The 23,496-nt window shown below is 71.6% G+C and carries 10 protein-coding genes; 3 read left to right on the top strand and 7 right to left on the bottom strand.

The genetic code is table 11. The features are described from left to right. Positions 1-6 precede the first annotated feature (6 nt). The 7 genes from BM43_RS09000 to BM43_RS08970 form a co-directional block, all read right to left on the bottom strand. Positions 7-13,617, bottom strand: coding sequence for an amino acid adenylation domain-containing protein (locus tag BM43_RS09000; protein ID WP_052710564.1), 13,611 nt, complete (start codon positions 13,615-13,617; stop codon positions 7-9). An 89-nt stretch (positions 13,618-13,706) separates the two neighbouring features. After that, positions 13,707-15,032, bottom strand: coding sequence for an MFS transporter (locus BM43_RS08995; protein ID WP_036055810.1), 1,326 nt, complete (start codon positions 15,030-15,032; stop codon positions 13,707-13,709). A 35-nt stretch (positions 15,033-15,067) separates the two neighbouring features. Continuing rightward, on the bottom strand, positions 15,068-16,069 hold the full coding sequence (locus BM43_RS08990) for a fatty acid desaturase family protein (protein WP_172535101.1): 1,002 nt from the start codon (positions 16,067-16,069) through the stop codon (positions 15,068-15,070). A 105-nt stretch (positions 16,070-16,174) separates the two neighbouring features. Continuing rightward, positions 16,175-17,617, bottom strand: a complete 1,443-nt coding sequence (locus BM43_RS08985) for an FAD-binding oxidoreductase (RefSeq protein ID WP_080742285.1) — start codon at positions 17,615-17,617, stop codon at positions 16,175-16,177. An 80-nt stretch (positions 17,618-17,697) separates the two neighbouring features. Continuing rightward, positions 17,698-18,687, bottom strand: a complete 990-nt coding sequence (locus BM43_RS08980) for a ferritin-like domain-containing protein (protein ID WP_013690726.1) — start codon at positions 18,685-18,687, stop codon at positions 17,698-17,700. A 97-nt stretch (positions 18,688-18,784) separates the two neighbouring features. After that, positions 18,785-19,033, bottom strand: a complete 249-nt coding sequence (locus BM43_RS08975) for an acyl carrier protein (RefSeq protein WP_013690725.1) — start codon at positions 19,031-19,033, stop codon at positions 18,785-18,787. 124 nt (positions 19,034-19,157) lie between these two features. Next, positions 19,158-20,891: an AMP-binding protein gene (locus BM43_RS08970; protein ID WP_230676417.1), complete on the bottom strand. Its 1,734-nt coding sequence runs from the start codon at positions 20,889-20,891 to the stop codon at positions 19,158-19,160. Between the two features lie 620 nt (positions 20,892-21,511). On the opposite strand from BM43_RS08970, the gene BM43_RS08965 reads away from it, so the two are divergent. The 3 genes from BM43_RS08965 to BM43_RS08955 all read left to right on the top strand — a co-directional run bounded on the left by BM43_RS08965 (position 21,512) and on the right by BM43_RS08955 (position 23,459). Further along, a complete protein-coding gene (locus BM43_RS08965) occupies positions 21,512-22,501 on the top strand; it encodes a LysR substrate-binding domain-containing protein (protein ID WP_036055815.1) in 990 nt (329 codons plus the stop codon). Between the two features lie 315 nt (positions 22,502-22,816). After that, on the top strand, positions 22,817-23,050 hold the full coding sequence (locus BM43_RS08960; protein WP_036033948.1) for a FitA-like ribbon-helix-helix domain-containing protein: 234 nt from the start codon (positions 22,817-22,819) through the stop codon (positions 23,048-23,050). Continuing rightward, positions 23,037-23,459 (top strand): type II toxin-antitoxin system VapC family toxin, encoded by a 423-nt coding sequence (locus BM43_RS08955; protein WP_036055816.1) that lies wholly within the window; start codon positions 23,037-23,039, stop codon positions 23,457-23,459. The genes BM43_RS08960 and BM43_RS08955 overlap by 14 nt, the downstream gene beginning before the upstream one ends. Positions 23,460-23,496 lie beyond the last annotated feature (37 nt).

Genomic DNA, 23,496 nt, shown 5'->3' with positions numbered 1-23,496 from the left:
CTGGTCTCAAGGGTTCAGTCGGGGGGCGAGGGCCGCGACGATCGCGGCCAGCGGGGCGGCCCGCAGCATGCCGTGGTGGTCGGCGTCGATCTCGTGCACCGCGATGCGGCTGCTCTCGCAGGCCGCGCGCCAGTGCCCGGCCGAGGCCGGTGCGTCGCCGCGCGCGGCACTGAACAATTGCAGCTCGCCGGCGTAGCGCTCGAGCCGGAAGCCGGCCTGGATCGCCGCGTGATGGCGCGTCACGCGCACCGTGATGTCGAGCAGGCGCGCCACCACCTCGCGCGGCTTGCCGGTCGCCCGGCAGACCTGCTCGACGGCCTGGTCGAGCGTGGGCCCGGCCGGCGTAGTGGGGGCGGCCTCGCGCGTGTCCGGCACGAAGGCGTTCACCACCTCGGCGAGGATGCGGGTCTCGTCGGGGGCTTGCGCGGTGTCGCCGTGGCCCGGCGGCACGCTGTCGAGCATCGCCAGCAGCCGGACCTGGCGGCCCGAGCGTTGCAGGCGGGTGGCCAGCGCGTGCGCCAGGCCGCCGCCGAAGGACCAGCCCAGCAGGTGGTAGTCGCCCGCCGGCTGGATGCGCAGGATCTCCGCCAGATGCAACTCGACCAGGGCCTCGGCGCTGTAGTCGAGCGGCGCGTCCGGCTTGGCGAAGGCCGGCGACTGCAGCGCGTAGATCGGCCGCGTGGCCGGCACCAGCGGCAGCAGGGCGCTGTAGCACCAACCCAGGCCGAAGCTCGGCGGCAGGCAGAACAGCGGCGCCTGCGTCGAGTTCGCGGTGGCAGCGCGAATCGGCAGCACCACGCCGAAGCTGTCGCGCGCGCCTGCCGAAGCGTCGTCGCCGGCGGCCACGCGCGAGGCCAGCGCGGCCGGCGTGGGCGCCTCGAACAGCGCGCCGATCGGCAGCGCCACGCCGAACTGCCGTTGCAGCCGCACCAGCATCCGGATCGCCAGCAGCGAATGGCCGCCCAGCTCGAAGAAATCGTCGTCGCGGCTCACGCGCGGCTGTTGCAGCAGCTCGGCCCACAGTTCCGCGATGCCGGCCTCCAGCGGCGTGGCCGGCGCCACGTAGTCGCGGCGCGCGGCATCCAGTTCGCCCGGCGCGGGCAGCGCGGCGCGGTCGAGCTTGCCGTTCGGGCTCAGCGGCAGGCGTTTCAGCGCCACGAAGGCGGCCGGCACCATGTAGTCGGGCAGGCTGCGCAGCAGCTCGGCGCGCAGCGCGGCGGCGGGGCGCTCCGGGCCGGCGTGGTAGGCCACCAGCTGCGGGTTGTCGAGCGCGTCGCGGCGCGCCAGCACCACCGGGTCCTTGAGCCCGCAGGCGGCGAGCCGCGCCTCGATCTCGCCGAGCTCGATACGGAAGCCCCGGATCTTGACCTGGTGGTCGTTGCGGCCGAGGTACTCGATCTCGCCATCGGGCAGGTGGCGCGCCAGATCGCCGGTGCGATACATGCGTGCTCCGGCCTCGGCGGCGAACGGGTCGTGCACGAAGCGCTCGGCGCTCAACTCGGGGCGGTTCAGGTAACCGCGGCCCACGCCCACCCCGCCGATGTGAAGCTCGCCGGCCGCGCCGCGCGGCACCGGCTGGCCATGCGCGTCGAGCAGGTAGATGCGCAGGTTGGCGATCGGCTTGCCGATCGGCACCACCTCGCCGGCGAAATCGGCCGGGCAGGTCCAGGCGGTGACGTCGATGGCCGCCTCGGTCGGGCCGTAGAGGTTGTGCAGCGCCGCGCCGGGCAGCGCGCGTCGGCAGCGGCGCACGCTGGCGGCCGGCAGCGCCTCGCCGCTGCAGACGATGCGCTTGAGCGAGGTGCAGCGCGCCGCCTCGTCCATGTCGAGGAAGCTGCTCAGCATCGAGGGCACGAAGTGCAGGGTGCTGATGCCGTGCGCGACGATCAGCTCGATCAGCGCGCGCGGGTCCTTGTGCGATTCGGGCGGCGCCATCACCAGGGTGGCGCCCGTCATCAGCGGCCAGAAGAATTCCCAGACCGAGACGTCGAAGCCGAATGGCGTCTTCTGCAGCACCGCGTCGCCGGCGTCGAGCGCGTAGGCGTGCTGCATCCAGGCGAGCCGGTTCACCACGCCGCGATGCGCGTTGAGCGCGCCCTTGGGCTTGCCGGTCGAACCCGAGGTGTAGATCACGTAGGCCAGCGAATCGGCGTCGAGCGCGGCGGGGGCCGGGTCGCTGTCGGCTGGATCGCCGGGCAGGGCGGCGTCCAGCGCGAGCGAGGGCGGCAGTGAGGGAGGCAGTGCAGCGGCATCGTCCCCGCCATGCGCCGTATCGCCCCCGCCCAGGGCCGCGCGGCCGGCCGCGTCGGCCAGCAGCAGCACCGGCCGCGCGTCCTCCAGCATGTAGGCCAGGCGCTCGGCCGGGTAGCTCGGGTCGAGCGGCACGTAGGCGCCGCCCGCCTTGAGGATCGCCAGCAGCCCCACCACCATGTCCACGCCGCGCGCCGCGCAGATCGCCACCAGCCGGTCGGGGCCGACGCCGAGCGCGATCAGCCGGTGCGCCAGCCGATTGGCCCGCGCGTTGAGCTCGGCATAGGACAGCGCGGCGCCGCTCGCGCCATCGCGCAGCGCGATGGCCGCGGGCGTGGCGCGCACCTGCTGCTCGAACAACTGGTGCACGCAGCCCCGCGCCGGGAGCGCCGCGGCCGTGTCGTTCCAGGTCTCGAGCAGCAGCCGGCGCTCGGCGGCCGAGAGCATCGCGAGCGCGCCGACCGGCTGCGCCGGGGCGGCCGTCATCGCGTCGAGCACGGCCAGCAGGTAGTCGCGATGACGCAGCGCCGTGGCCTCGTCGAACAAGGCGGTGGCGTAGCGCAGCTCGCCGACGATCTCGCCGCCGGCCTCGCCGAGCGTGAGTTCCAGGTCGTAGCGCGCGGCCTGGTAGGCGAGCGTCTCGGTGTCGACGCGCAGCCCCGGCAGGTCGAGCCCGCCGCCGCCCTCGCCCTGCCAGGCGAACATCACCTGGAACAGCGGCGTGTGGTCGAGCCGGCGCGGCGGGTTGACGATCTCCACCACCTGCTCGAAGGGCAGGTCCTGGTGGTCCTGCGCGTTCAGCACGGTGCCGCGCACGCGCTCCAGCAGGGTGGCCGTGTCGGGGTCGCCCGACAGGTCGACGCGCATCGCCAGGGTGTTGACGAACAGGCCGATCAGCGAGCCCAGGCCGCCGTGGCTGCGGTTCGCGGTGGGCGTGCCGATCACCACGTCGTGCTGGCCCGACAGGCGCGAGAGCACCACCGACCAGGCTGCCAGCAGGGTCATGAAGCGCGTCGCGCCGTGCTTGCGGCCGAGCCGGGCGAGTGCCGCGGCGCGCTGCGCGTCGAGCCGCAGCGGCACGGTGGCGCCCGCGAAGGACTGGCGCGGCGGGCGCGGCCGGTCGGTGGGCAGGGCCAGCAGGGCTGGCGCGCCGGCCAGGGTATCGCGCCAGTGCGCGGCCTCGGCCGCGCTGCGCGCCTCGCCGAGCCAGCCGCGCTGCCAGGCCGCGTAGTCGGCGTATTGCACGCCGAGCGCGGGCAGCGGGTCCTCGCGCTGCGCCGCGCAGGCGGCATAGAGCGCGCCCAGCTCGCGCAGCAGCACCGCCAGCGACCAGCCGTCGGAGACGATGTGATGCAGCGTCAGCACCAGCAGCCAGGCATGCTCCTCGTCGCGCACCAGGCTGGCCCGCAGCAGCGGGCCGCGCGCGAAGTCGAAGGGCGCGTGCGCGGCCTCGGCGGCCAGCCGCGCGCGCAGCGCCTCGCGCCGGTCGGCGGGCTGGCCGCGCAGGTCGTGTTCCTCGAAGGGCAGCGCGGTGTCGGCGGGCAGCACCTGGATCGCCGGCTGCCCGTCGATCTCGACGAACACCGAGCGCAGCGCCTCGTGGCGTTGCAGCACGCGCTGCAGCGCGCCGCGCAGCGCGGCGGTGTCGAGCATGCCGCTCAGGCGCAGCGCGAGCGGCACATGGTAGGCCGTGCGCAAGCCGTCGAACTGCATCAGGAACCACATGCGCTGCTGCGCGAACGACAGCGGCAGCGGGCCGCCGTCGCGCGGCAGGGCCCGCAGCGGCGGCAGGGCCGGGCGCTCGGCACGGCCGCGCTGCGCCTCCAGCGCCTCGGCGAGCCGGGCCAGGGTGGTGGCGCTGAACACGGTGCTCAGCGGCAGCGTCACGCCGAAGGTCTGCGAGATCCGCGCCAGCAGGCGCACGGCCAGCAGCGAATGGCCGCCGAGCGCGAAGAAGTCGTCGTGGCGGCCGATCCGCTCGACGCCGAGCAGCTCGCTCCACAGCGCCGCGAGGCTGGCTTCGCGCTCGTCGCGCGGCGCCTCGCCGTCCTGGCGCGCGAAGGCCAGCGCGTCCGGCGCGGGCAGTGCGCGGCGGTCGAGCTTGCCGTTGGGCGTGAGCGGCAGCGCGTCCAGGCGCACGAAGGCGGCCGGCACCATGTAGTCGGGCAGCACGGCGGCCAGGCGCGCGCGCAGCGCGGCGGCCAGGGCCTCGTCGGGCTCGGCCACCACGTAGGCCACCAGGCGCGCTCCGGCGCCGCCGTCCTCGCGGGCGATCACGGCCGCCTCGCGTACGCCCTCGCAGGCGGCCAACTGGGCCTCGACCTCGCCGGGCTCGATGCGAAAGCCGCGGATCTTCACCTGGTGGTCGTCGCGGCCCAGGTACTCGAGCTCGCCGTCGGCGCGCCAGCGCGCCAGATCGCCCGAGCGGTACAGGCGGCCGGGGCCGAAGGGGTTGTCGAGGAAGCGCTCGGCGCTCAGCTCGGGCCGGTTCAGATAACCGCGCGCCACGCCCACGCCGCCGAGGTAGAGCTCGCCGACGGCGCCCAGCGGCACCGGGCGGCGCGCCGCGTCGAGCAGGTACAGGCGCGCGTTGCGCAGCGGCTTGCCGAGCGGCGCCGAGGCGCCGTCGTAGCGCTCGAGATCCTCGGCCAGGCGGTGCCAGCCGATCACGTCGGCGCATTCGGTCGGGCCGTAGCTGTTGATGATCTCGGGGCGCGGCGCGGGCAGCGTGCGCAGGCGGCTCAGCGAGAGAGGCTCGCCGCCGAGCACCACGCGCCGCAGCGAGGCGATCGCCCGGCCGTCGAGGTCGGCGTCGGCCAGCGCGTGGAAGGCGCTCGGCGACAGGTTCAGGTGGGTGATGCCCCAGTGCCGGATTCGCGCCACCAGCGCGGGCGGATCGAAGAAGGCACGCGTCAGGTGCAGGCTGCCGCCCACCATCAGCGGGCCGAGGATGTTCTTCTGGGTCAGGTCGAAACTGTAGGAGGAGGCCAGCAGCACGCGGTCCGAGGCGTCGAGCCCGACGTCCTCCAGGTACCAGTGCATCAGGTTGCGGAAGCTGCCGTGCTCCAGCATCACGCCCTTGGGCTTGCCGGTCGAGCCGGAGGTGTAGATCACGTAGATCAGGCTCGAGGCGCCGAGGTCCGGCACATGCGGGTCCTCGGCGCAGAGCGTGTCGGGCAGCGGCGCGTCGAGGTCGAGCACGCGGCTGCCGTCGCGCTCGCGCAGCGCCTCGCGGCCGGCCGCGTCGGCCAGCACCAGCACCGGGGCGGCGTCGTCGAGGATGTGCGCGATCCGCTCGGCGGGGTAGTTGACGTCGATCGGCACATAGGCGCCGCCGGCCTTCAGCACCGCGAGGATCGCCAGCACCATCGCCGGGCTGCGCTCGGCGCAGATCGCCACGCGCGCGTCGGGCACCACGCCGGCCTCGATCAGCCGGTGGGCGAGCCGGTTGGCGCGCGCGTTGAGCTGCGCGTAGGTCCAGCTTTCCTCGTCGGCGACCAGCGCGATCGCCTCGGGCGTGGCGGCCGCCTGTGCCTCGATCTCGCGATGCACCGGATGCGCGCCGGGCGCGGGAAGGTCGGTGGCGTTCCAGGTGTCCAGCAGCAGCGTGCGCTCCTCGGCCGGCAGCACGTCGAGCTCGGCCACCGGCGTCGCGCCGGCCGATTCGAGCGCCGCAGCGAGCTGCTCCAGCGCGCGGGCCACGTAGCCGCACAGACGTTCCGGCGAGAACGGCGCCACCACCTGCGCGGTCAGCCCGAGCGCCGTGCCGTAATCCTCCACCGACAGCGTGAACGGGTAGTTGCTGCGCTCGTCGCCGCCCAGCCACTCGATGCCCGAGGCTTGCGCGTCGGCATCGGGCAGGTTGTTGTGGCGGTAGTTGAGCAGCGCGCTGAACAGCGGCGTGCCCGCGTCCACGCCGCTGCAGCGCTGCGCCAGTGCCAGCGGCGCATGCTCGTGCACCAGCAGCCCGCTCAGGCGCGCATGCGTGTCGCGCACGGCGCTGGCCACCGGCGTGGCATCGACCGGCACGCGCAGCGGCAAGGTGTTGATGAACAGGCCCATCGCGCGATCGGCGCCCTCGCCGGCCTGCATCCTGCCGAACAGCACGGTGCCGAACACGGCCTGCGACTGGCCGCTGGTACGCGCCAGCACCATCGCCCAGGCCAGGTGGCAGAGGCTGGCGAGGCTCACGCCGGCGCGACGCGCCTGGTCGCGCAGTCGTGAGTCGAGTTCCGCCGGCAACATCGCGCGATGCTCGCCGACCCGGCTGCCGTCGCGGCGCACCTCGGCCAGGCCGAAGGGCAGGGTGGGCTGCGTCACGTCGCCCAGCATGGCGCGGAAGAAGCGCGTGTGCTCCTCCTCGCTCACGCCCAGGCGCGCCTGGGCCACCAGGTTGCGGTAAGGCCGCGGCGCGAGCAGCGCCTCGGCGCGGCCCGACAGCAGCGCGCGCACCTCGCCGTAGAGCAGTTCCTGGGTCGAGTGATCGCCGATCAGGTGGTGCTGTTGCTGCTGCAGGATCCAGCGGCCGTCCTCGGCTCGCGCCACCACGAAGCGCAGCAGCGGCGCGCGGCCCAGCTCGATGCGGTAATGGCGCGGGTCGTAGCGCTCCAGTAGTTGCGCGTGCACCGATCCGTCGCGCGGGTCGAGCGCGAGCTCGGTGATCTCGGCCTGCGCCTCGCGCCAGACCACCTGGGCCGCTTGCGTCAGCCCTTCCCAGACGAAGGCGGTGCGCAGGATGTCGTGCCGCGCGATCACCTGCTGCACGGCGGCCAGGTAGCGGTCGAGCAGCGCGCGCTCGGCGAAGCAAAGATGGTCGATCAGCAGGTAGGGGTCGCCCTGCTCGGCCAGCCGGTGATGGAACAGGATGCCTTCCTGAAGCGGCGAAAGCGCGTAGATGTCCTGCACCTTGGCCGCGCCGCCCGGCGCCTGGGCGACGATGCGATCGATCTCGTCCTGGTTCAGCGCGATCAGCGGCAGCATCTCGGGGCTGATCGCCTCGCAGCCGGCGGGGATCCCGTTGGGCGGCACCGCCACGCTGCGCTGCCGGCCCAGCGATTCGGCCAGCGCCGCCAGCGTGGGCGCGGCGAACAAGGCGCCCACATCGGTGCCGAGGCCGCGCTCGCGCAGCCGCTCGATCATCTGCACGGCCAGCAGCGAATGGCCACCGAGCGCGAAGAAGTTGTCGAAGCGGCTCACGCGCTCGACCTTCAGCAGCGATTCCCACAAGGCGGCCAGCGTGGTCTCGACTTCACCTTGCGGCGCGGCATAGGTTTCGCGCGCGTAGTCGTCCGCCGCCGGCGCGGGCAGCGCGCGGCGGTCGAGCTTGCCGTTCGGCGTGAGCGGCAGCGCCGCCAGCACCACGTAGGCGGACGGCACCATGTAGTCGGGCAGCACCTCGGCCAGGCCGGCGCGCAGCCGGCCTGGCAGCGTGTGGGTCCGAGCCCCGGGCGTGAGCGTCAGGTAGGCGGCCAGGCGCTTGTCGCCGGGCGTGTCCTCGCGCACGATCACGGCCGCCGAGCTCACCTCCTCGTGCTCGGTGAGGCGTGCCTCGATCTCGCCGAGCTCGACGCGGAAGCCGCGGATCTTCACCTGCTGGTCGGTGCGGGCCAGGAACTCGAGATTGCCGTCGGCGCGATAGCGTCCGAGGTCGCCGCTGCGATACATGCGGGCGCCGGGCACGGCGCTGAACGGATCGTCGAGGAAGCGCTCGGCGCTCAGCTCGGGGCGGTTCAGGTAGCCGAGGCCGACGCCGGGGCCGCCGATGAAGATCTCGCCCGGCGCGCCGATCGGCACCGGGCGGCGATCGGCATCGAGCAGGTAGATGCGCGTATTGGGGATCGGCCGGCCGATCGGGATCGCGCGCGCGTCGACCGACTCGATCGGGTGGACCAAGGCGAACACGGTGGTTTCGGTCGGGCCGTAGCCGTTGACGAGGCGCTGCGGGGGCGTGCCGCGCAGCACCTCGGCGATCTTCGCCGGGTCGAGCGTGTCGCCGCCCACCATCACGGTCTTGAAGCGCGGGAAGATCGGCGCGAGCGTGGCGGCGATCTGGTTGAACAGGCCGACCGTGAGCCAGATGGTGTTGACCTGCTGCGCTTCCAGCACCTCGCGGAAGGCCTGCGCCGAGAGCAGGGCCTGCTGGTCGACGATCACCACGGCCGCGCCGTTGAGCAGCGCCGGCCACACCTCGAGCGTGTTCGCGTCGAACGCCGGGTTCGAGCAGAAGGCCATGCGATCGCCCGGGCCGTAGCTGGCGAAGCTGCTGTTGATGGCGAGCCGGTTGATGGCGCGATGCGGGATCAGCACGCCCTTGGGGGTGCCGGTGGAGCCCGAGGTGTACATCGCGTAGGCGGGCAGCTCGCTCGACAGCGCGAGCGCGGGGGGCAACTCCGCATCGCGATCCGGGCCCGGTTCGGCAAGCGCGCCGATCGCCAGCGTCGCGACCCGGCTGCCGGGGATCGGCGCGCCGTCCTCGGTCAGCACCAGGGCGGCGCCGCAATCCTCGACGATCCAGGCCTGGCGCTCGGCCGGCGTCTGCGTGTTGATCGGCACATAGGCGGCGCCGGCCTTCAGCACCGCGAGCTGCGCGGCCACCAGCGGCACGCCGCGCTCGAGCACGATCACCACGCGTTCGCCGGGCCTCACGCCGCGCGCGATCAGGCGATGGGCGATGCGGTTCGCCAGCGCCTCCAGTTCGGCGAAGCTCAGGCGCCGTTCGCCGTGGATCAGCGCGATCGCCTCCGGCGTGCGCGCCGCCTGCGCCTCGAACACCTGGTGGGTGCCGAGTTCGGCCGGGAACGGCACTTCGTTGGCGTTCCAGGTCTCCAGTTGCAGATGGCGCTCGTCCTCGGAAAGCAGGTCGATGCGCGCCACCGCCTGGCTGTCGTCGGCGATCATCGCGTCGAGCAGCCTGAGCAGGTAGCCGCGCTGGCGCGCGATGCTGGCTTCGTCGAACAGCGCGCTGGCGTAGTTCAGCGCGCCCTCGACGTCGTCGCCGTGCTCGCTCAGGTGCAGCTCGATGTCGAACTTCACCACGTCGTAGTCGCCGTGCACGGTCGAGGCGTCGAGCCCGGCGATCGCGAGCTCGCCCGCGCCCTGGCTCTGCCAGGCGAACATGGCCTGGAACAGCGGGGTGTGATCGAGCCGGCGCGGCGGCTGCACGATCTCCACCACCTGCTCGAAGGGCAGCGCCTGGTGGTCCTGCGCGGCCAGCGTGGCGCCGCGCACGCGCGCCAGCAGCGCGGCCACGTCCGGCTGCCCGGACAGGTCGATGCGCAGCGCCAGCGTGTTGACGAAGAAGCCGGCCAGCGCCTCCAGCTCGACCCGGCCGCGGTTGGCGGTGGGAATCCCGATCACCAGGTCCTCCTCGCCGGCCAGGCGGCCCAGCACGGCGGCCCAGGCGGCCAGCAGGGTCACGAACAGGGTGGTGCCGTGGCGCTGGCTCAGGCGGCGCAGCGCACGCGTGCGCTCGGCGCCGAGCGCGAGCGGCAGCAGCGCGCCGGCGAAGGACTGTTGCGGCGGGCGCGGTCGGTCGGTGGGCAGGGCCAGCAGCGCCGGCGCATCGGCCAGCGCGGTGCGCCAGTAGGCGGCCTGCGCCTCCAGGCGCGCGCCCGACAGCCATTCGCGCTGCCAGGCCGCGTAGTCGAGGTACTGGATCGGCAGCGGCGGCAGCGGGTCCTCGCCGCCCGCGGTGAAGGCGCCATAGAGCGCGGCGATCTCGCGCATCAGCACCTGCAGCGACCAGCCGTCCGAGACGATGTGGTGCTGGGTCAGCAGGAACAGGTGTTCCTGCTCGGCCACGCGGATCAGCCGCGCGCGCACCAGCGGCCCGCGCGACAGGTCGAAGGGCGCGCGCGCCTCCTCGGCGGCCAGGCGCGCCGCGGCGCGCGGCGCGTCGGGCAGCGCGCGCAGGTCGTGCTCGAGCAGCGGCAGGCCGGGCTCGGCCGGCAGCAGCCGCGCCCGCGGCTGGCCGCCGGGCGCCGCGAACACGGTGCGCAGTGCCTCGTGGCGCGCATAGACGCGGTCCAGCGCGCGGCGCCAGGCATCGACGTCGAGCGCGCCGCGCAGGCGGATCGCGAGCGGCACGTGATACGTGTCCTTGACGCCGTCGAGCTGGGACAGAAACCACAGCCGCTGCTGCGCGAACGACAGCGGCAGGTCGCCGCCGCGCGGCACCGGCACCAGGGCCGGTACCGCGGCCGCCTCGCCGCCGCTCGCCGCGCGGCGCGCGTCGAGCGCGGCGGCGAACTGCGCCAGCACCGGCGCGGCGAACAGCTCGACCAGCGGGATCTCGATGCCGAAGGCCTGCTGCACGCGCGCCAGCAGCCGCACCGCCAGCAGCGAGTGGCCTTGCGAGAAGAAGTGGTCGAAGCGGCCGGCGCGTTCCAGGCCCAGCACCTCGGCCCACAGCGCCGCGAGCCGCGTCTCGGTCTCGCCGACCGGCACCGCGTAGGCATCGCGCGCGAAATCGGCATCGGCCGGAGCCGGCAGCGCGCGCCGGTCGAGCTTGCCGTTGGCGCTCAGCGGCAGCGCGGCCAGCGGCACGAAGGCGGCCGGCACCATGTAGTCGGGCAGGGCGCGCGCCAGCGCCTCGCGCAGCGGCTCGGCGTCGAACGGCGCGTCCTCGCGCAGGCCGTCCTGCGGTACCACGTAGGCGACCAGGCGCGGCTCGCCGGGCCGGTCCTCGCGCGCGATCACCGCCGCCTGGGTGACGCCGGGCTCGGCCAGCGCGGCGGCCTCGATCTCGCCCAGCTCGATGCGCAGGCCGCGGAGCTTGACCTGATGGTCCAGCCGGCCCAGGTATTCGACCTGGCCGTCGGCGCGCCAGCGCGCCAGGTCGCCGGTGCGATACATGCGCTCGCCCGGCGTGAACGGATTGGCCACGAAGCGCTCGGCGGTGAGCGCCGGGCGGTTCAGGTAGCCGCGCGCGAGGCCCGCGCCGGCCAGGTACAGCTCGCCGGCCACGCCCACCGGCTGCGGTTGCAGCGCGCGGTCGAGCACGTAGAGGCGGAGGTTGTCGATCGGCGCGCCGATCGGCACCGAGGCCGTTTCGGTGTCGAGCCGGCAAGGCCAGAAGCTCACGTCGACCGAGGCCTCGGTGGGGCCGTAGAGGTTGTGCAGGCGCGCGCCGAAGCGCGTCAGGAAGCGGTTCTGGGTATCGGCGCGCAGCGCCTCGCCGCTGCACATCACGTCGCGCAGGCTGGCGCCGCAGTTCGCCGGCGCGTGTTCGAGGAAGGCGTCCAGCATCGAGGGCACGAAGTGCATCACGCTGATGCGCTCGGCGTCGATGGTGCGCGCCAGGTAGGCGGGGTCGCGATGGCCGCCGGGTTCGGCCATCACCAGCCGCGCGCCTTCCAGCAGCGGCCAGAACAGCTCCCAGACGGACACGTCGAAGCCGAACGGGGTCTTCTGCAGCACGCGGTCCTGCGCGTCGAGCCGGTAGGCCTTCTGCATCCAGGCCAGCCGGTTGACGATGCCGCGATGCTCGACCAGCACGCCCTTGGGACGGCCGGTGGAGCCCGAGGTGTAGATCACGTAGGCGGCATGATGCGGCGCGGCCAGCTCGGGCGGCGCCTCGCAGGGATGCGCGGCGAGCGCGGCGGTATCGCGTTCGCCCTGTTCGCCGTCCTCGTCGAGCGTCACCCGCGCCGCCTGCGTCGCCGGCAGGCGCTCCAGCAGATGCGCCTGGCTCAGCACGATCGGCACGCGCGCGTCGTCGAGCAGGTAGGCGAGCCGCTCGGCGGGATGTTCCGGGTCGAGCGGCAGGTAGGCTGCGCCGGCCTTGAGCGTGCCGAGCAGGGCCACCATCATCGCCAGCGAGCGCTCGGCGAATACGCCGATCACGCGGTCGGGGCCGGCGCCGAGCGCGCGCAGCCGATGCGCGAGGCGGTTGGCGCGACGCTCGAGTTCGGCATAGCTGAGCGAGGCAGCGCCGGCGGTGACGGCGATCGCCTCGGGCGTGCGCGCCACTTGCTGCGCGAAGCGCGCATGCAGGGTGTCGTGCGGAAACGGCGCGTCGGTATCGTTCCATTCGCTCAAGAGGCGTGCGCGGGCGGCCTCGTCGAGCAGGCCGAGCCGGTGCACCGGCTCGGCGGGGCGCGCCACGGCATCCTCGATCAGGCGGAACAGGCGCTGCTGGTGCTCGCCCAGTTCGTCCTCGCTGTAGAGCGCAGGATGGCCGTCGAAATCGATGCGCACGCTCTCGTAGTCCACCGAGGACATCGAGGCCGAGATCGTCAGGTCGGTCGGCGCGCCGGTCGACAGCGTATGCGAGGTGAAGCGCGGCGCCGGCGAGCGCGGGCCGTCGAAGAAGGTGATGTTGACCTGCGGGCCGTACAGGCGCTGGCCCAGCGCGGGCAGGCCCAGCTCGCGGCTCAGCTCGGTGCTGCGGTAGCGCTGGCGCAGCTGGACCTGCAGCACCTCGCGGGCGGTCTGCCGGAGCACGTCGGCGAGCGTGTCGCCGTGGCGGATCGCCAGGCGCAGCGGCAGCACGTTGGCCGCCATGCAGGGCACCTGCCGCGCCACGCCGAGCCGCGCCGGCACCGGCAGGCCCAGCACGATGTCCTCCGAGCCGCTCAGCCGGTGCAGGTAGATCGCGGTGGCGGCGATCAGCAGCTGCGCCCAGCTGCAGTCCACGCCATTGGCCTTGAGCCGCTCCAGCGCGTCGCGGCCGAGGTTGCCGCTGCGGCGCAGGAAGTGATGGGCGGCGGCTGGCGCCTCGCGGTTGCTCAGCGTGACCGGCTGCGGGCGGTCGGCGAAGCGCGCCAGCCAGAACCGGCGGTCGCGCTCGTATTGCGGCGACTCGCGATAGGCGGCCTCGTCCTCCAGCAGCAGGCGCAGCGGCTTGAAGGCGCCGTCGGGCAGCGGCGCCTCGGCCAGCAGCGCGGCATAGACCTCCAGGATGCGGCGCAGGATCATGCTGGCGGCCACCCCGTCGGCCACCAGGTGGTGGTAGCGCTGGTACCAGAGCACCCGGTCCGGCGCGACGCGCAACAGCGCGTAGGCGAACAGCGGGTCGCGCGTGAGATCGGTGGCGCGCATGAAGTCGGCGCGCATCCAGGCCTCGGCCGAGGCGAGCGGGTCGCCGTCGCCGCTCATGTCCAGCACCGGCAACTGCCAGTTCTCCAGCGTGCCGATGATCTGGGAGGGCACGCCGTCGATCTCGACGAAGCGGGTGGTCAGCGATTCGGTCTCGGCGATGGCCTGGCGCAGCGCGCGCTCGAACACGGCGGCCTCGAGCGGCTCGTGGAATTCCACGTAGGACGCGGTGTTGTAGGAGGGATTGGCCGGATCGAGCTTGTGCGCGATCCAGAGGTCGGTCTGGGCCGCGGACAGCGGATGGGCGAGATGCTTGTCGAGGATGTTCATGTCGGTGGTCCAGGATCAATGGGGCGGAGCGCCGGGGCGCGCCGCCGAACGGCATCGGGCGGTGCCGGCCGCGCGCGGCCGGCGGCGGCTCAGTCCATCGAGCGCAGCATGGGGCTCGCGATCGCGGCCAGCGCGACCAGCACCAGGCCGGCGCCCGCGCCGACGAACAGGCTCGCGGTGGAAACGTAGTGGATGAACAGGCCGGCCAGGATCGAGGAGAGCGGCGCGGCGCTGGTCAGCAGCAACATCTGGAAGCTCATCACGCGCCCGCGCATCTCGCCGGGGATGCGGGCCTGGATCCAGGCCAGCAGCCGCACCTCGACCACCCCGGCGGCGAAGCCGAGCAGCAGCAGCAGGGCGCCGGCCGCGGCCGGCGAGCCGACCGCCGCGAAACCGGCCAGGATCGCCCCCACCAGCAGGTCGACATGGAACAGCAGCCGGCCGGCCGACAGCCGCGACAGGCGCGAGAGCCGGGTCGACAGCAGCATGCCGGCGATGCTGCCGGCGCCGAGCAGGGACATCAGGCTGGCGCCGGTGGCCGCGTCGCGGTGCAACTGGGTGGTCACCAAGAGCGGGATGCCGATCTGCAGCGCGCCGGCGCGCAGGAAGATCGACAGCGCCCAGTAGCCGTACAGCGAGCGCAGCGCGCGCTCGGCGCCGATCCAGGCCGCGCCCTCGGCGATCGCGGCGAACATGCCGCGCCGCGTGGGCGCCGCGCCGGTGGCCGCGCTCGCGCCGGGCACGGCAGCCGGCGCGCCGATGAAGCGCACCACGCGCGTCAGGGTCAGCGCCGCCAGCAGGTAGGTGAAGGCGTTGAACAGGAAGGCCAGGCCCAGCCCGCCGGTGCCGGCGCCGTTGCCGTGGCGGATGCCGAGCGCGGACAGGTCCAGGCGCGGCAGCACCAGCAGGGCGCCGGTCATCAGCGGGCCCAGGAAGGTGGCGGCCTGTGCCAGGCTCATGAAGATCGCCAGGGCGGTCTGCAGGCGCTCGCGCGGCACCGTCTGCGGTACCAGCGAGGCTGCGGCCGGGCCGGAGAAGGCGCCCACCGTGCCCATCGCGAAGGCCAGCAGGTAGAGGCCCTCGATGCGGATCGCGCCGCCTACCGCGAGTACGCCCAGGCCGGCCAGCAGCGTCGCCGAGGCCAGCGTGGAGCGCTGCAGGATCCATTTCGGCGAATGGCGGTCCACCAGCGCGCCACCCACCAGGGTGAAGGCCGCGCGCGGCAGCTCCAGCGCCGCGATCGCCAGGCCCAGCGCCACGCTGTTGCTGGTGAGCGCCAGCACCAGCCAGGGCAGCGCGCTCAGCGTCAGTTGCCGGCCGCACATCGACATGAAGCCGCCGAGCATCTGCCAGCGGAATTGCCGGTCGGCGGCAAGCGGCGGCGCCGGGGTGTCGGCGCGGGTGAGCATGTCCATCGGGAGGGAGCCCTGTTCGAGTCGTGAGGCCGGGCTCAGGTCAGCTGGCTGCCGACCGCGCCGTCGCGCGGCCCCAGGTAGGTGGGCCACAGCTCGGCCTCGTCGCGGAACGCCGGGTCGGCCAGCAGGATCGCGTGCATCTTCGGCAGGTTGTAGAGCGGCACCGAGGGGAACAGGTGATGCGCGACGTGGTAGTTGATGTTCAGCGGCGACAGCGCGAAGCGCTCCAGCCAGGTGCCGTCCACGTGGCGGGTGCGCAGCAGCTCGGTCTCGTGCTGGTCGAGCGGGTGCTCGGCGACGATGCGGATGCGCGTGAGCGCCAGCGCCAGCGTGAACATCGGCAGCATCCACAGCAGCAGGAAGTAGCCCCACAGGCCGCTGGCCGCGACCGCGCCGGCCGCCAGCAGCCAGAAGGCGATGAACTGGACCCGCTCCGACTGGGTGAGCAGCTTCTCGCGGTTGTCGAACACGAAGGCCCAGCCGGTCCAGTAGCGGATGATCGGCCACCAGGCGCGCAGGTGCAGGCCGAACAGGTCGCCCAGCAGGATCCGGTAGAAGGCGCCGCGCGGCATCGGGAACACGTAGTTGCGGTCCACCGTCAGGCGCACCCAGTAGGGGTCGTTCGGCTTGTTGGTGAACAGGTGATGGGGCAGGTGGCCGCGCCGGTAGCTGGAGGTCACCATGCCGTTGGGGAACGCGCACAGCCAGTTGCTGGCCAGCTCGTTGACGCGGCGGTTGCCGAACAGCCGGAAGTGGGTGGCATCGTGCATCACGATGCCCAGCGCGTGCTGCTTGCAGGCCAGCACGAAGAAGGACAGGGCCAGCGACAGCAGCACCAGCGCCACCGCCCAGGCCGGCAGCGTGCGGAGCGCGTGCCACAGCCCGAGCTGGCCGCTCAGCGCGTGGACCACCACGATCGGCAGCGCGAAGGCGGCGGCGATCACCAGCCATTGACGGGCGATCACCCAGGCCGAGGCGGCGGCGCTCACCTGGCTCAGGCGCCGCGCCTCGTCGGCGTAGCGCTTGCGGTAGTTGATGGTGGTTTGCGTAGGGGCTTCGACTGACATGGTGTGGGTGTCGCTTCGTCGGGGTTTCAGGGCCGGGATCGCGTCGCGGGAGGCGCCAAACCGGTAGGGAGTCGTTCAGCCGTAGCGGAAGCGGCCGAGCACCGCGAGCGGGTCGGTCGCCGTCTGCAGCCTGGCCGCCAGCGCCTGCGCGGCGGCGTCCACGTGCTTGCGATAGAAGGCCGCGTTGAGCGGGCCGACGCCGTGCTCGGCGCTGAAACAACCGTCGTGGCGAGCCGCCAGTTCGTAGAGCGCGCCGCGCAGCTGCACGGTCCTGGCGATGCCGTAGGCCGCCGCGTGCGCGCTCGGGATCGACACCACCAGGTGGCAGCCGCCGTCGCCGAAATGGCCGAAGTCGTAGACGCGCAGCAGCGGGTGGGCGCGCCGCAGCCAGTCCACCACGTGTTCGCGGAAGGCGGCCAGGCGCGAGCGCGGGAACGAAACGTCGAAGGACAACACCGCGCCTTGCCGGGCGATCGCTTCGGGCAGCGCGTCGCGCAGGCGCCAGAACGCCTCGGTATGGCCGGGCGCGGCGTCCAGCACCAGGCCGTCGGCATGGAGCCGTGCCAGCAGCGCGTCGCGGCGTTCGGCCAGCAGGCTGTCGAGCCCGGGCATCGCGCTGGCCACCTCGACCAGCGCGTAGCATTGCGCGAACGGCGCCGGCAGCGGGTGGCGCAGCGCGGGGAAGGCTTCGGTCACGGCCTCCAGCGAGGCGCTCGACATCACCTCGAAGGCGCACAGCAGGTCGCCGAAGTCCTGCTCGAAGGCATCGAGCACCCGGCTGGCGGCCGCGTAGTCCGGCAGGGCGATGAACGTGGTATCGGTGGATTGCTCGGCGCGCTGCAGTGCCACGCTGGCCGCGGTGATCACGCCGAAGGCGCCGCCGGTGCCGATGAACAGCTGCTTGAGATCGACCCCGGCGTTGTGCTTGCGCAGCGGGCGCAGCAGGTCGAGCACGCGGCCCGGGCCGCCGTGCGCGTCGGGCACCACCACCTCCAGGCCCAGCACGTTGCGGCGCGTGTCGCCGTACTTGAGCAGGCGGCTGCCGCCGGCGTTGGCGCCGATCAGCCCGCCGATGCTCGGGTCGCTGCCGAGATCGACCGGCAACTGCAATCGGTGAGCGGCGGCGGTGCGATTCAGCTCGGACAGCGCCATGCCGGCCTCGACCGTGGCGCTGCGATTGAGCGGGTCCAGTTCGCGCAGCCGGCGCATGCGCGAGAGCGACAGCGCCACCTGGCGGCCCGAGCCGTCGGGCAGGGCGCCGCCCACCAGCCCGGTGCGATTGCCCTGCGGCACCAGGCGCACGCCGTGGCGGCTCGCGGCGCCGAGCACCGCGGCGACCTCGGCGGTATCGCGCGGCAGCACCACCGCCGCGGCGCGGCCGGTGTGGCCCAGCACGTCGACCAGGTGCGGGCCGGCCGCCTCGCCGTGCAGCAGCGCGCCGGGGCCCAGCGTGTCGCGCAGCTCGGCGGCGAAGGCGTCGCCCGCCGTGGCGGCCAGGGGCATGGTGGTCGATGACACGTCGAGCTCCTTTGGATTCCTAATCGTGACGGCAGATTCGCCGGGCGAGGCGCCGGCCCCGTGCCGGCGCGTTGCCGGGGCTATTGCGTGGCGACCGGCATGGCCGCGTAGTCGAGCACGTCGAGCTTCTCGAAGGCGTCCTGCACGCGTGGCGTGAGCAGGCCCATCTCGCGTACCGCCGGCACCAGGCGGCGGAAGATCGAGCGACGCATCGAGCTGGCCACGTCGGAGTGGCGCACCAGGTGGCTGCAATCCTTCTTCGACATGCCCATCGGTTCCCAGATGTCGTCCGCGCACAGATGCTCGTGCAGCGTGTGGGCGCCCTCGGCCACGAATTCCTCGCGCTCGCGGCGCTCGGCGCCGCTCATGTCCTGGTAGGCGCGGCGCAGGGTGATGCGGCCGATCGCGAAATGACGCGCCTCGTCGCGCTGGATGCGGGTTACCAGGTCCTTGATGAACGGGTCCTGGGTGTAGGCCACGATGCTCTGGAACAGCGACAGCGCGATGCCTTCCACCAGCACCTGCATGCCGAGATTGGTGAGGTCGAGATGCCGGCTGGTGATGGTGTCCTCGAGCAGGCTCTTGAGCGAGCGGCTCATCGGATAGCTGATCGGCAGCTTCTCGTTGACCAGCCGGCCATAGGCCTCGATATGGCGCGCCTCGTCGATGATCTGGCCGGCCGCGCACAGCCGCGCGTCGAGGCTTTCCTCGGCGGTGGCGAGCTTGGCCGCGCAGATCATCGCCGCCTGTTCGCCGTGCAGCACCTGCGAGAGCATCCAGCCCTGCCAGTGGTGGCGGACCTCGGTGCGGCCCTTCTCGTCGAGCTTGTTCCAGACGTCGGAGCCGTAGATCAGCAGCGTCGCGTCGGGCATGCCGAGCGGATTGGCGGCATCGAGCTGGTACGACCAGTCGATGTCGGTGTTGACGTCCCACTGGTTGGCCTTGGCCTTCTGGTACAGCGCGTTGAGATCTTCATCGCTGAAGTCGTAGCTCTCGGCCATGTACGCATCGACGGCGAAATTCCATTTGACCGGCATCTCGCCGGCCGGCCTACCCACCATCAAAGACATAAGTACTCCGGGAAAAGGATTGGTCGCGACCGGCGGGCGGCCGCAGGTCGGGGACGGCGGCGGGGCGCATGCGCGTGCGCGGCGCCCGCGCGGCGCGTCACGCCACCTGCTGGGCGATCAGGCGGCTGTCGAGTTCCGCGAGCGTGGTGTCCTGCGTGAGGTTGATCTGCTCCGGGTCGACCGAGCCGTAGAGCTGCTCGCAGAACACGATCAGCTCGACGATGTTCAGCGAGTCGATGCCGAGCGTGCCGATGCCAACGTGGGTGTCGACCTGGTCGGCGTTGATGATCTTCGCCACTTCCTTGGCGAGAATGTCCAGCGTGTTGGTTGCCTGGTTGGCGCTCATGGGGTTCTCCTGGGATGGACTGCGGTTGCTGCCGGTTGAGATGCGCGCGGCGCGGCGGCGCGGGGCGCCGTCGGCCGCGTGGATCGCGGTTCGGGATTCGGGGCGCGCCCGCGCGGGCGCGGCTTCAGAGCGCGGCCGGCTCCTCGAGGCGCGCGGCCTCGGGCTCGGCCACCACCGCGAGCCGGCCCTGCACGTAGAGATCGCGGCACTTGAGGCGCTGCAGCTTGCCGCTGCTGGTGCGCGGCAGGCTGCCGTTCCTGACGAACACGATGGCCTGCGCACCGAAGCCGAAGGCCTCGCGCAGCGCGGCCTGCAGCGCGCGGTGCAACTCGCCCATCAGGTCGACCGTCTCGGATTCGATGAACAGCACGATGTTCTCGGTGCCCTGCACCTCGTCGAACACGCCGGCGGCGACGATCGCCGCCTCGCTCAGGCCCGGATGCGCGGCCACCACGTCTTCGATCTCGTGCGGGAAGTAGTTGTTGCCGCGGATGATGATGATTTCCTTCTTGCGACCGAGCACGTAGAGCTCGCCGTCGAGCAGGTAGCCGAGGTCGCCGGTGGCGAACCAGCTGTCGCGGTCGTGCCGCTCGGTCTGGCCTTCGGCCGGCAGGTAGTCGGACATGATCGAGGTGCCGCGGATGTGGATCTCGCCCACCTCGCGCTCGTGCGCCTGCGTGCCGGCCGGCGCGATCACCCGCAGCTCCATGCCGGGGATCGGGCGGCCCATCGACAGGATGCTCTCGGTGAGATGGCTGTCGGCGCGCGCCGGCAGCGCGTAGCCCTGCTTGATCACGGCTTCCGAATCGATGCGGTCCGGCACCACGTAGGCAAGCGAGCGCGGATCGTAGTTGCGCGTGGCGTCGTGCATGGTGGTGGCCAGCGTCGACTCGGCCATGCCGTAGCAGGGCTGCAGCGCCGAGCGCGACAGCCCGTAGGGGCCGAACCGGTCCGCGAAATCGTGCAGGCAGGCCTCGTCGACGCGTTCCGCGCCGATGAAGATGTTGCGCAGGCGGCTCAGGTCGACCTCGCGCATCGAGGCCTCGCGGAAGCGCCGCACGCAGTATTGCAGGCCGAAGGTCGGCGAGGCGGTGGTGGTCGCGCCGAAGGCGGCGATCCGCTTGAGCCAGCCGAGCGGGTTGCGGATGAAGCTGGAGGGCTGCATCAGCAGGATCGGCGACTGGTAGGCGATGTTCGACAGCAGGGTGAGCAGGCCGAGATCGTGGAACAGCGGCAGCCAGCTACCGCTGGCATCGCCGCGCGCGGTGTCGTAGCCGACCGAGCCGCCGATGCCGTAACTGTTGTCGAGCACGTTGCGATGGGTCAGCACGGCGGCCTTGGGGCGGCCGGTCGAACCCGAGGTGAGCTGCACGTGATGCGCCTCGTGCGGGCCGCGCCGGCCGATCACGGGCGTGCCGCCAGCCTGGGCGGCCAGCCGCAGCTCCGACATCGCGATCACGTGGGTGCGCGCGTTCGCGAGATCGTCGCGGAAGCCCTGCGCGAGCAGGTCGGGAGCGATCACCAGGCGCGGCGAGAAGGTTCGGCAGGCGAGATAGAGCTGGTTCTTCGAGGAATCGGTGGCCAGGCGCCCCGGCAGCGGCACGGTGCAGGGCATCGCGCCCAGCAGCACGCAGCCGGCTAGCGCCAGCAGATGGTCGACCGAGGTCGGCAGCGCCAGGATCACCAGGTCGCGCTGGCGCACGCCCATCTCGTGCAGGGCCGCGCAGGCGGCCAGCGCGCGGTGCGCGAACACCTCGTAGTCTAGGCTGCGCTCCTGGCCGTCGTCCTCGATGACGGCCAGGAGCGCCGGACGATGCGTATCCGGGTGCTCGGCGGCCGCGAGAATCGCATCGATCATCGAATCAAATCTGCGCAATTTCGAATCTCCCATGACGTGACACGCTGATCGAGGGCGGAACCCGGCAGGCCGAATCAATCGGGACTCGGTTTTCGGCTTGGTTCGGCGATGCAATTTTTGTTAATACCGGCCGCCTCGACAAACGATATTTAATCAGTCGATGCATGATCGACGCGCATTCATCCTGGATCGGATTGCGCGCTTCGCAAGGCGTGGCGGGCAGCATGCCGAGGCATGGCACGGGACCGGTTGGCAAACGATATTTAATCGGTCGATGCATGCGTCTCGCGCATTCATGTCAGGCCGGCTGGCTCGCCAGATTCCAGGACTGGCGTGGGAAACATTCTCATGTCATGGGTTTCGGGCACGTCGGTGGAATTATTTTCTGGAAATCGGCGATTTTTTCCTCGAAGTGGTCAATAACTGACGAATTCTTTTTGTGATTGAAATCGCGATGTTGGAGATTCGTATGATTTCTTCGTTTGACTCGCCGGCGCGATCATGCGAATTTGTATTCGCGAAGAATCGGCGCCGATTTTCCGGTGGATATCGGGATTGGCGAGGCGACGCGGAAATGATTTGAACCAGCGTGGAGGGGATTATATTCAACAGGGATATCGATGAAGAATGAAAAGCGGCTGAAAATCCTCAATTCGCTCGACTTCCTGAGGGGATTCGAAAGTGCCGCGCGTCATCTCAGTTTCACGCGGGCCGGGCAGGAGCTCGACATCACGCAGTCGGCGGTCAGCCGGCAGGTTAAGGCGCTCGAGGAGCAGCTCAGCGTCGAGCTGTTCCATCGCCATATCCGCGCGCTGAGCCTGACCGAGCACGGGCACGTGTTCTACGCGGCGATTTCCGGCGCGCTCGCCGAGATCGAGGCGGCGATCTGGAGTTTTTCCTCGGGCGGCGTGCGGCGCTCGATCTCGTTGTCGACCACCGTGCCCTTCGCGGCGCTGTGGCTGATCCCGCGCCTCGGTTCGTTCACCACGCGGCATCCCGAGATCGACGTGCATGTCTCGACGGCGCGCGAGAGCGAGGATCTGTCGCGCAAGCGACTGGACCTGGTGGTTCGTTTCGTGCCCGCGCGGATGAGCCTGGCGCAGGCGCGGCCGCTGTTCCACGAACACGTGGTGGCGGTCGCCAGCCCTGCCCTGGCGGCGACGCTGCGCGCGCCGCGCGACCTGGAGCGCCACGTGCTGCTGCATGTGGACGACGCCGGTGACGAATGGCCGTGGCTGGCCTGGAAGTCCTTCCTGTCGATGCTCGGCGTGCCGCCGCTGCGCCAGATGCGCACTCTGCATTTCACACAGTACGACCAGGTGATCCAGGCCGCGCTCGACGGGCACGGCGTGGCGCTCGGCCGCCGCCCGCTGGTGGACCGGCTGCTGGCCCAGGGGCGGCTGGTCGAACTGTTCCCCGAGTACACGGTGGATGCGGGGCGCTATGTGCTGGTCGAGAACCCCGAGACCAGCCAGCGCGCCGACGTGACCATGCTCAGGCAGTGGCTGCTGCAGGAGAGCCAGCAGCAGGGTGTGCCGGCGCCAGCGGGCGGGCGCGGTGGCGTGATGCCGGGGCTGGGCGAGGTGCCTTGGGTGGCGAGCGGGTCGTAGGCGCTGCTCGCTGCCCGGGAGCGGTGTCAGGGATGGAAGGCGCGCCGCGATTATGCGTCACGACGACGCGAATGATGCCGAGCGGCAACTCGCTCGATAGGCATGCCGTAGCCCCGTGACGTCAATCCAACACTCTGCCGGATGGCTAGCGAACGCTTGAAACCGGATGTTCGAGAGCATGATGTGGCCAGGTCACGACGACGAGCAGCCGATTTGGCAGTAGACGATGCGGCACGTTGTCGGGATTGGATCTCCGTGTTCGCGTATTCAGCGATGAGTGATAGCATTGATAGCATCGCGATCATGGAGCGACTCATGGCGAATCTTCTGGTGAGAAACGTGGACGAAATGCTTGTTCAAATCTTGCGCGAGCGGGCTGCCGCTCACGGGCACAGCGCGGAAGCCGAGCATCGTGCAATCCTGGCAAGGGCGCTGCGCGAGCCGCAACGCAAGACATTCGCGCAAGTGCTGATGGGCATGCCGAACGTCGGTAGCGATGCCGATTTTGCGCGCGTGGACGATGGCGAGGCGGCGAATGTATTTGATTGACACCAATGTGGTCAGCGAAGTCCGGAAACGGGATCGTGCGGACAAGGGTGTGATGGCCTTCTTTCGCCAGGCGGCCCGCGACGATGCCGGCCTGTACCTGTCGGTGGTGACGGTGGGCGAACTGCGGCGAGGTGTGGAAATCATCCGTCACCGTGGCGACGAATCCCAGGCAACGCGTCTCGCGAACTGGCTCGATGGCGTGCTCCGGGAGTTTGCCGCGAACATTCTCGTGGTGGACAAGGAGATCGGGCAGATGTGGGGCTACCTGCGTGTACCTCGCCCGGAACACTCGCTGGATAAGGTGATCGCCGCCACGGCCTTGATTCACGATCTGACCGTGGTGACGCGCAACGTGGATGATTTCGCCGGAACCGGTGCCCGTGTGCTGAACCCGTTCAAGGGCCCATAGCGGATCGACGCCGAATCCGCACGAAGCTCGCCGTCGC

It is taken from the genome of Burkholderia gladioli, assembly GCF_000959725.1.
Lineage (GTDB): Bacteria > Pseudomonadota > Gammaproteobacteria > Burkholderiales > Burkholderiaceae > Burkholderia > Burkholderia gladioli.
Note: the sequence above shows the minus strand (reverse complement) of the source record. Positions and strands in the feature narration are given on the sequence as shown.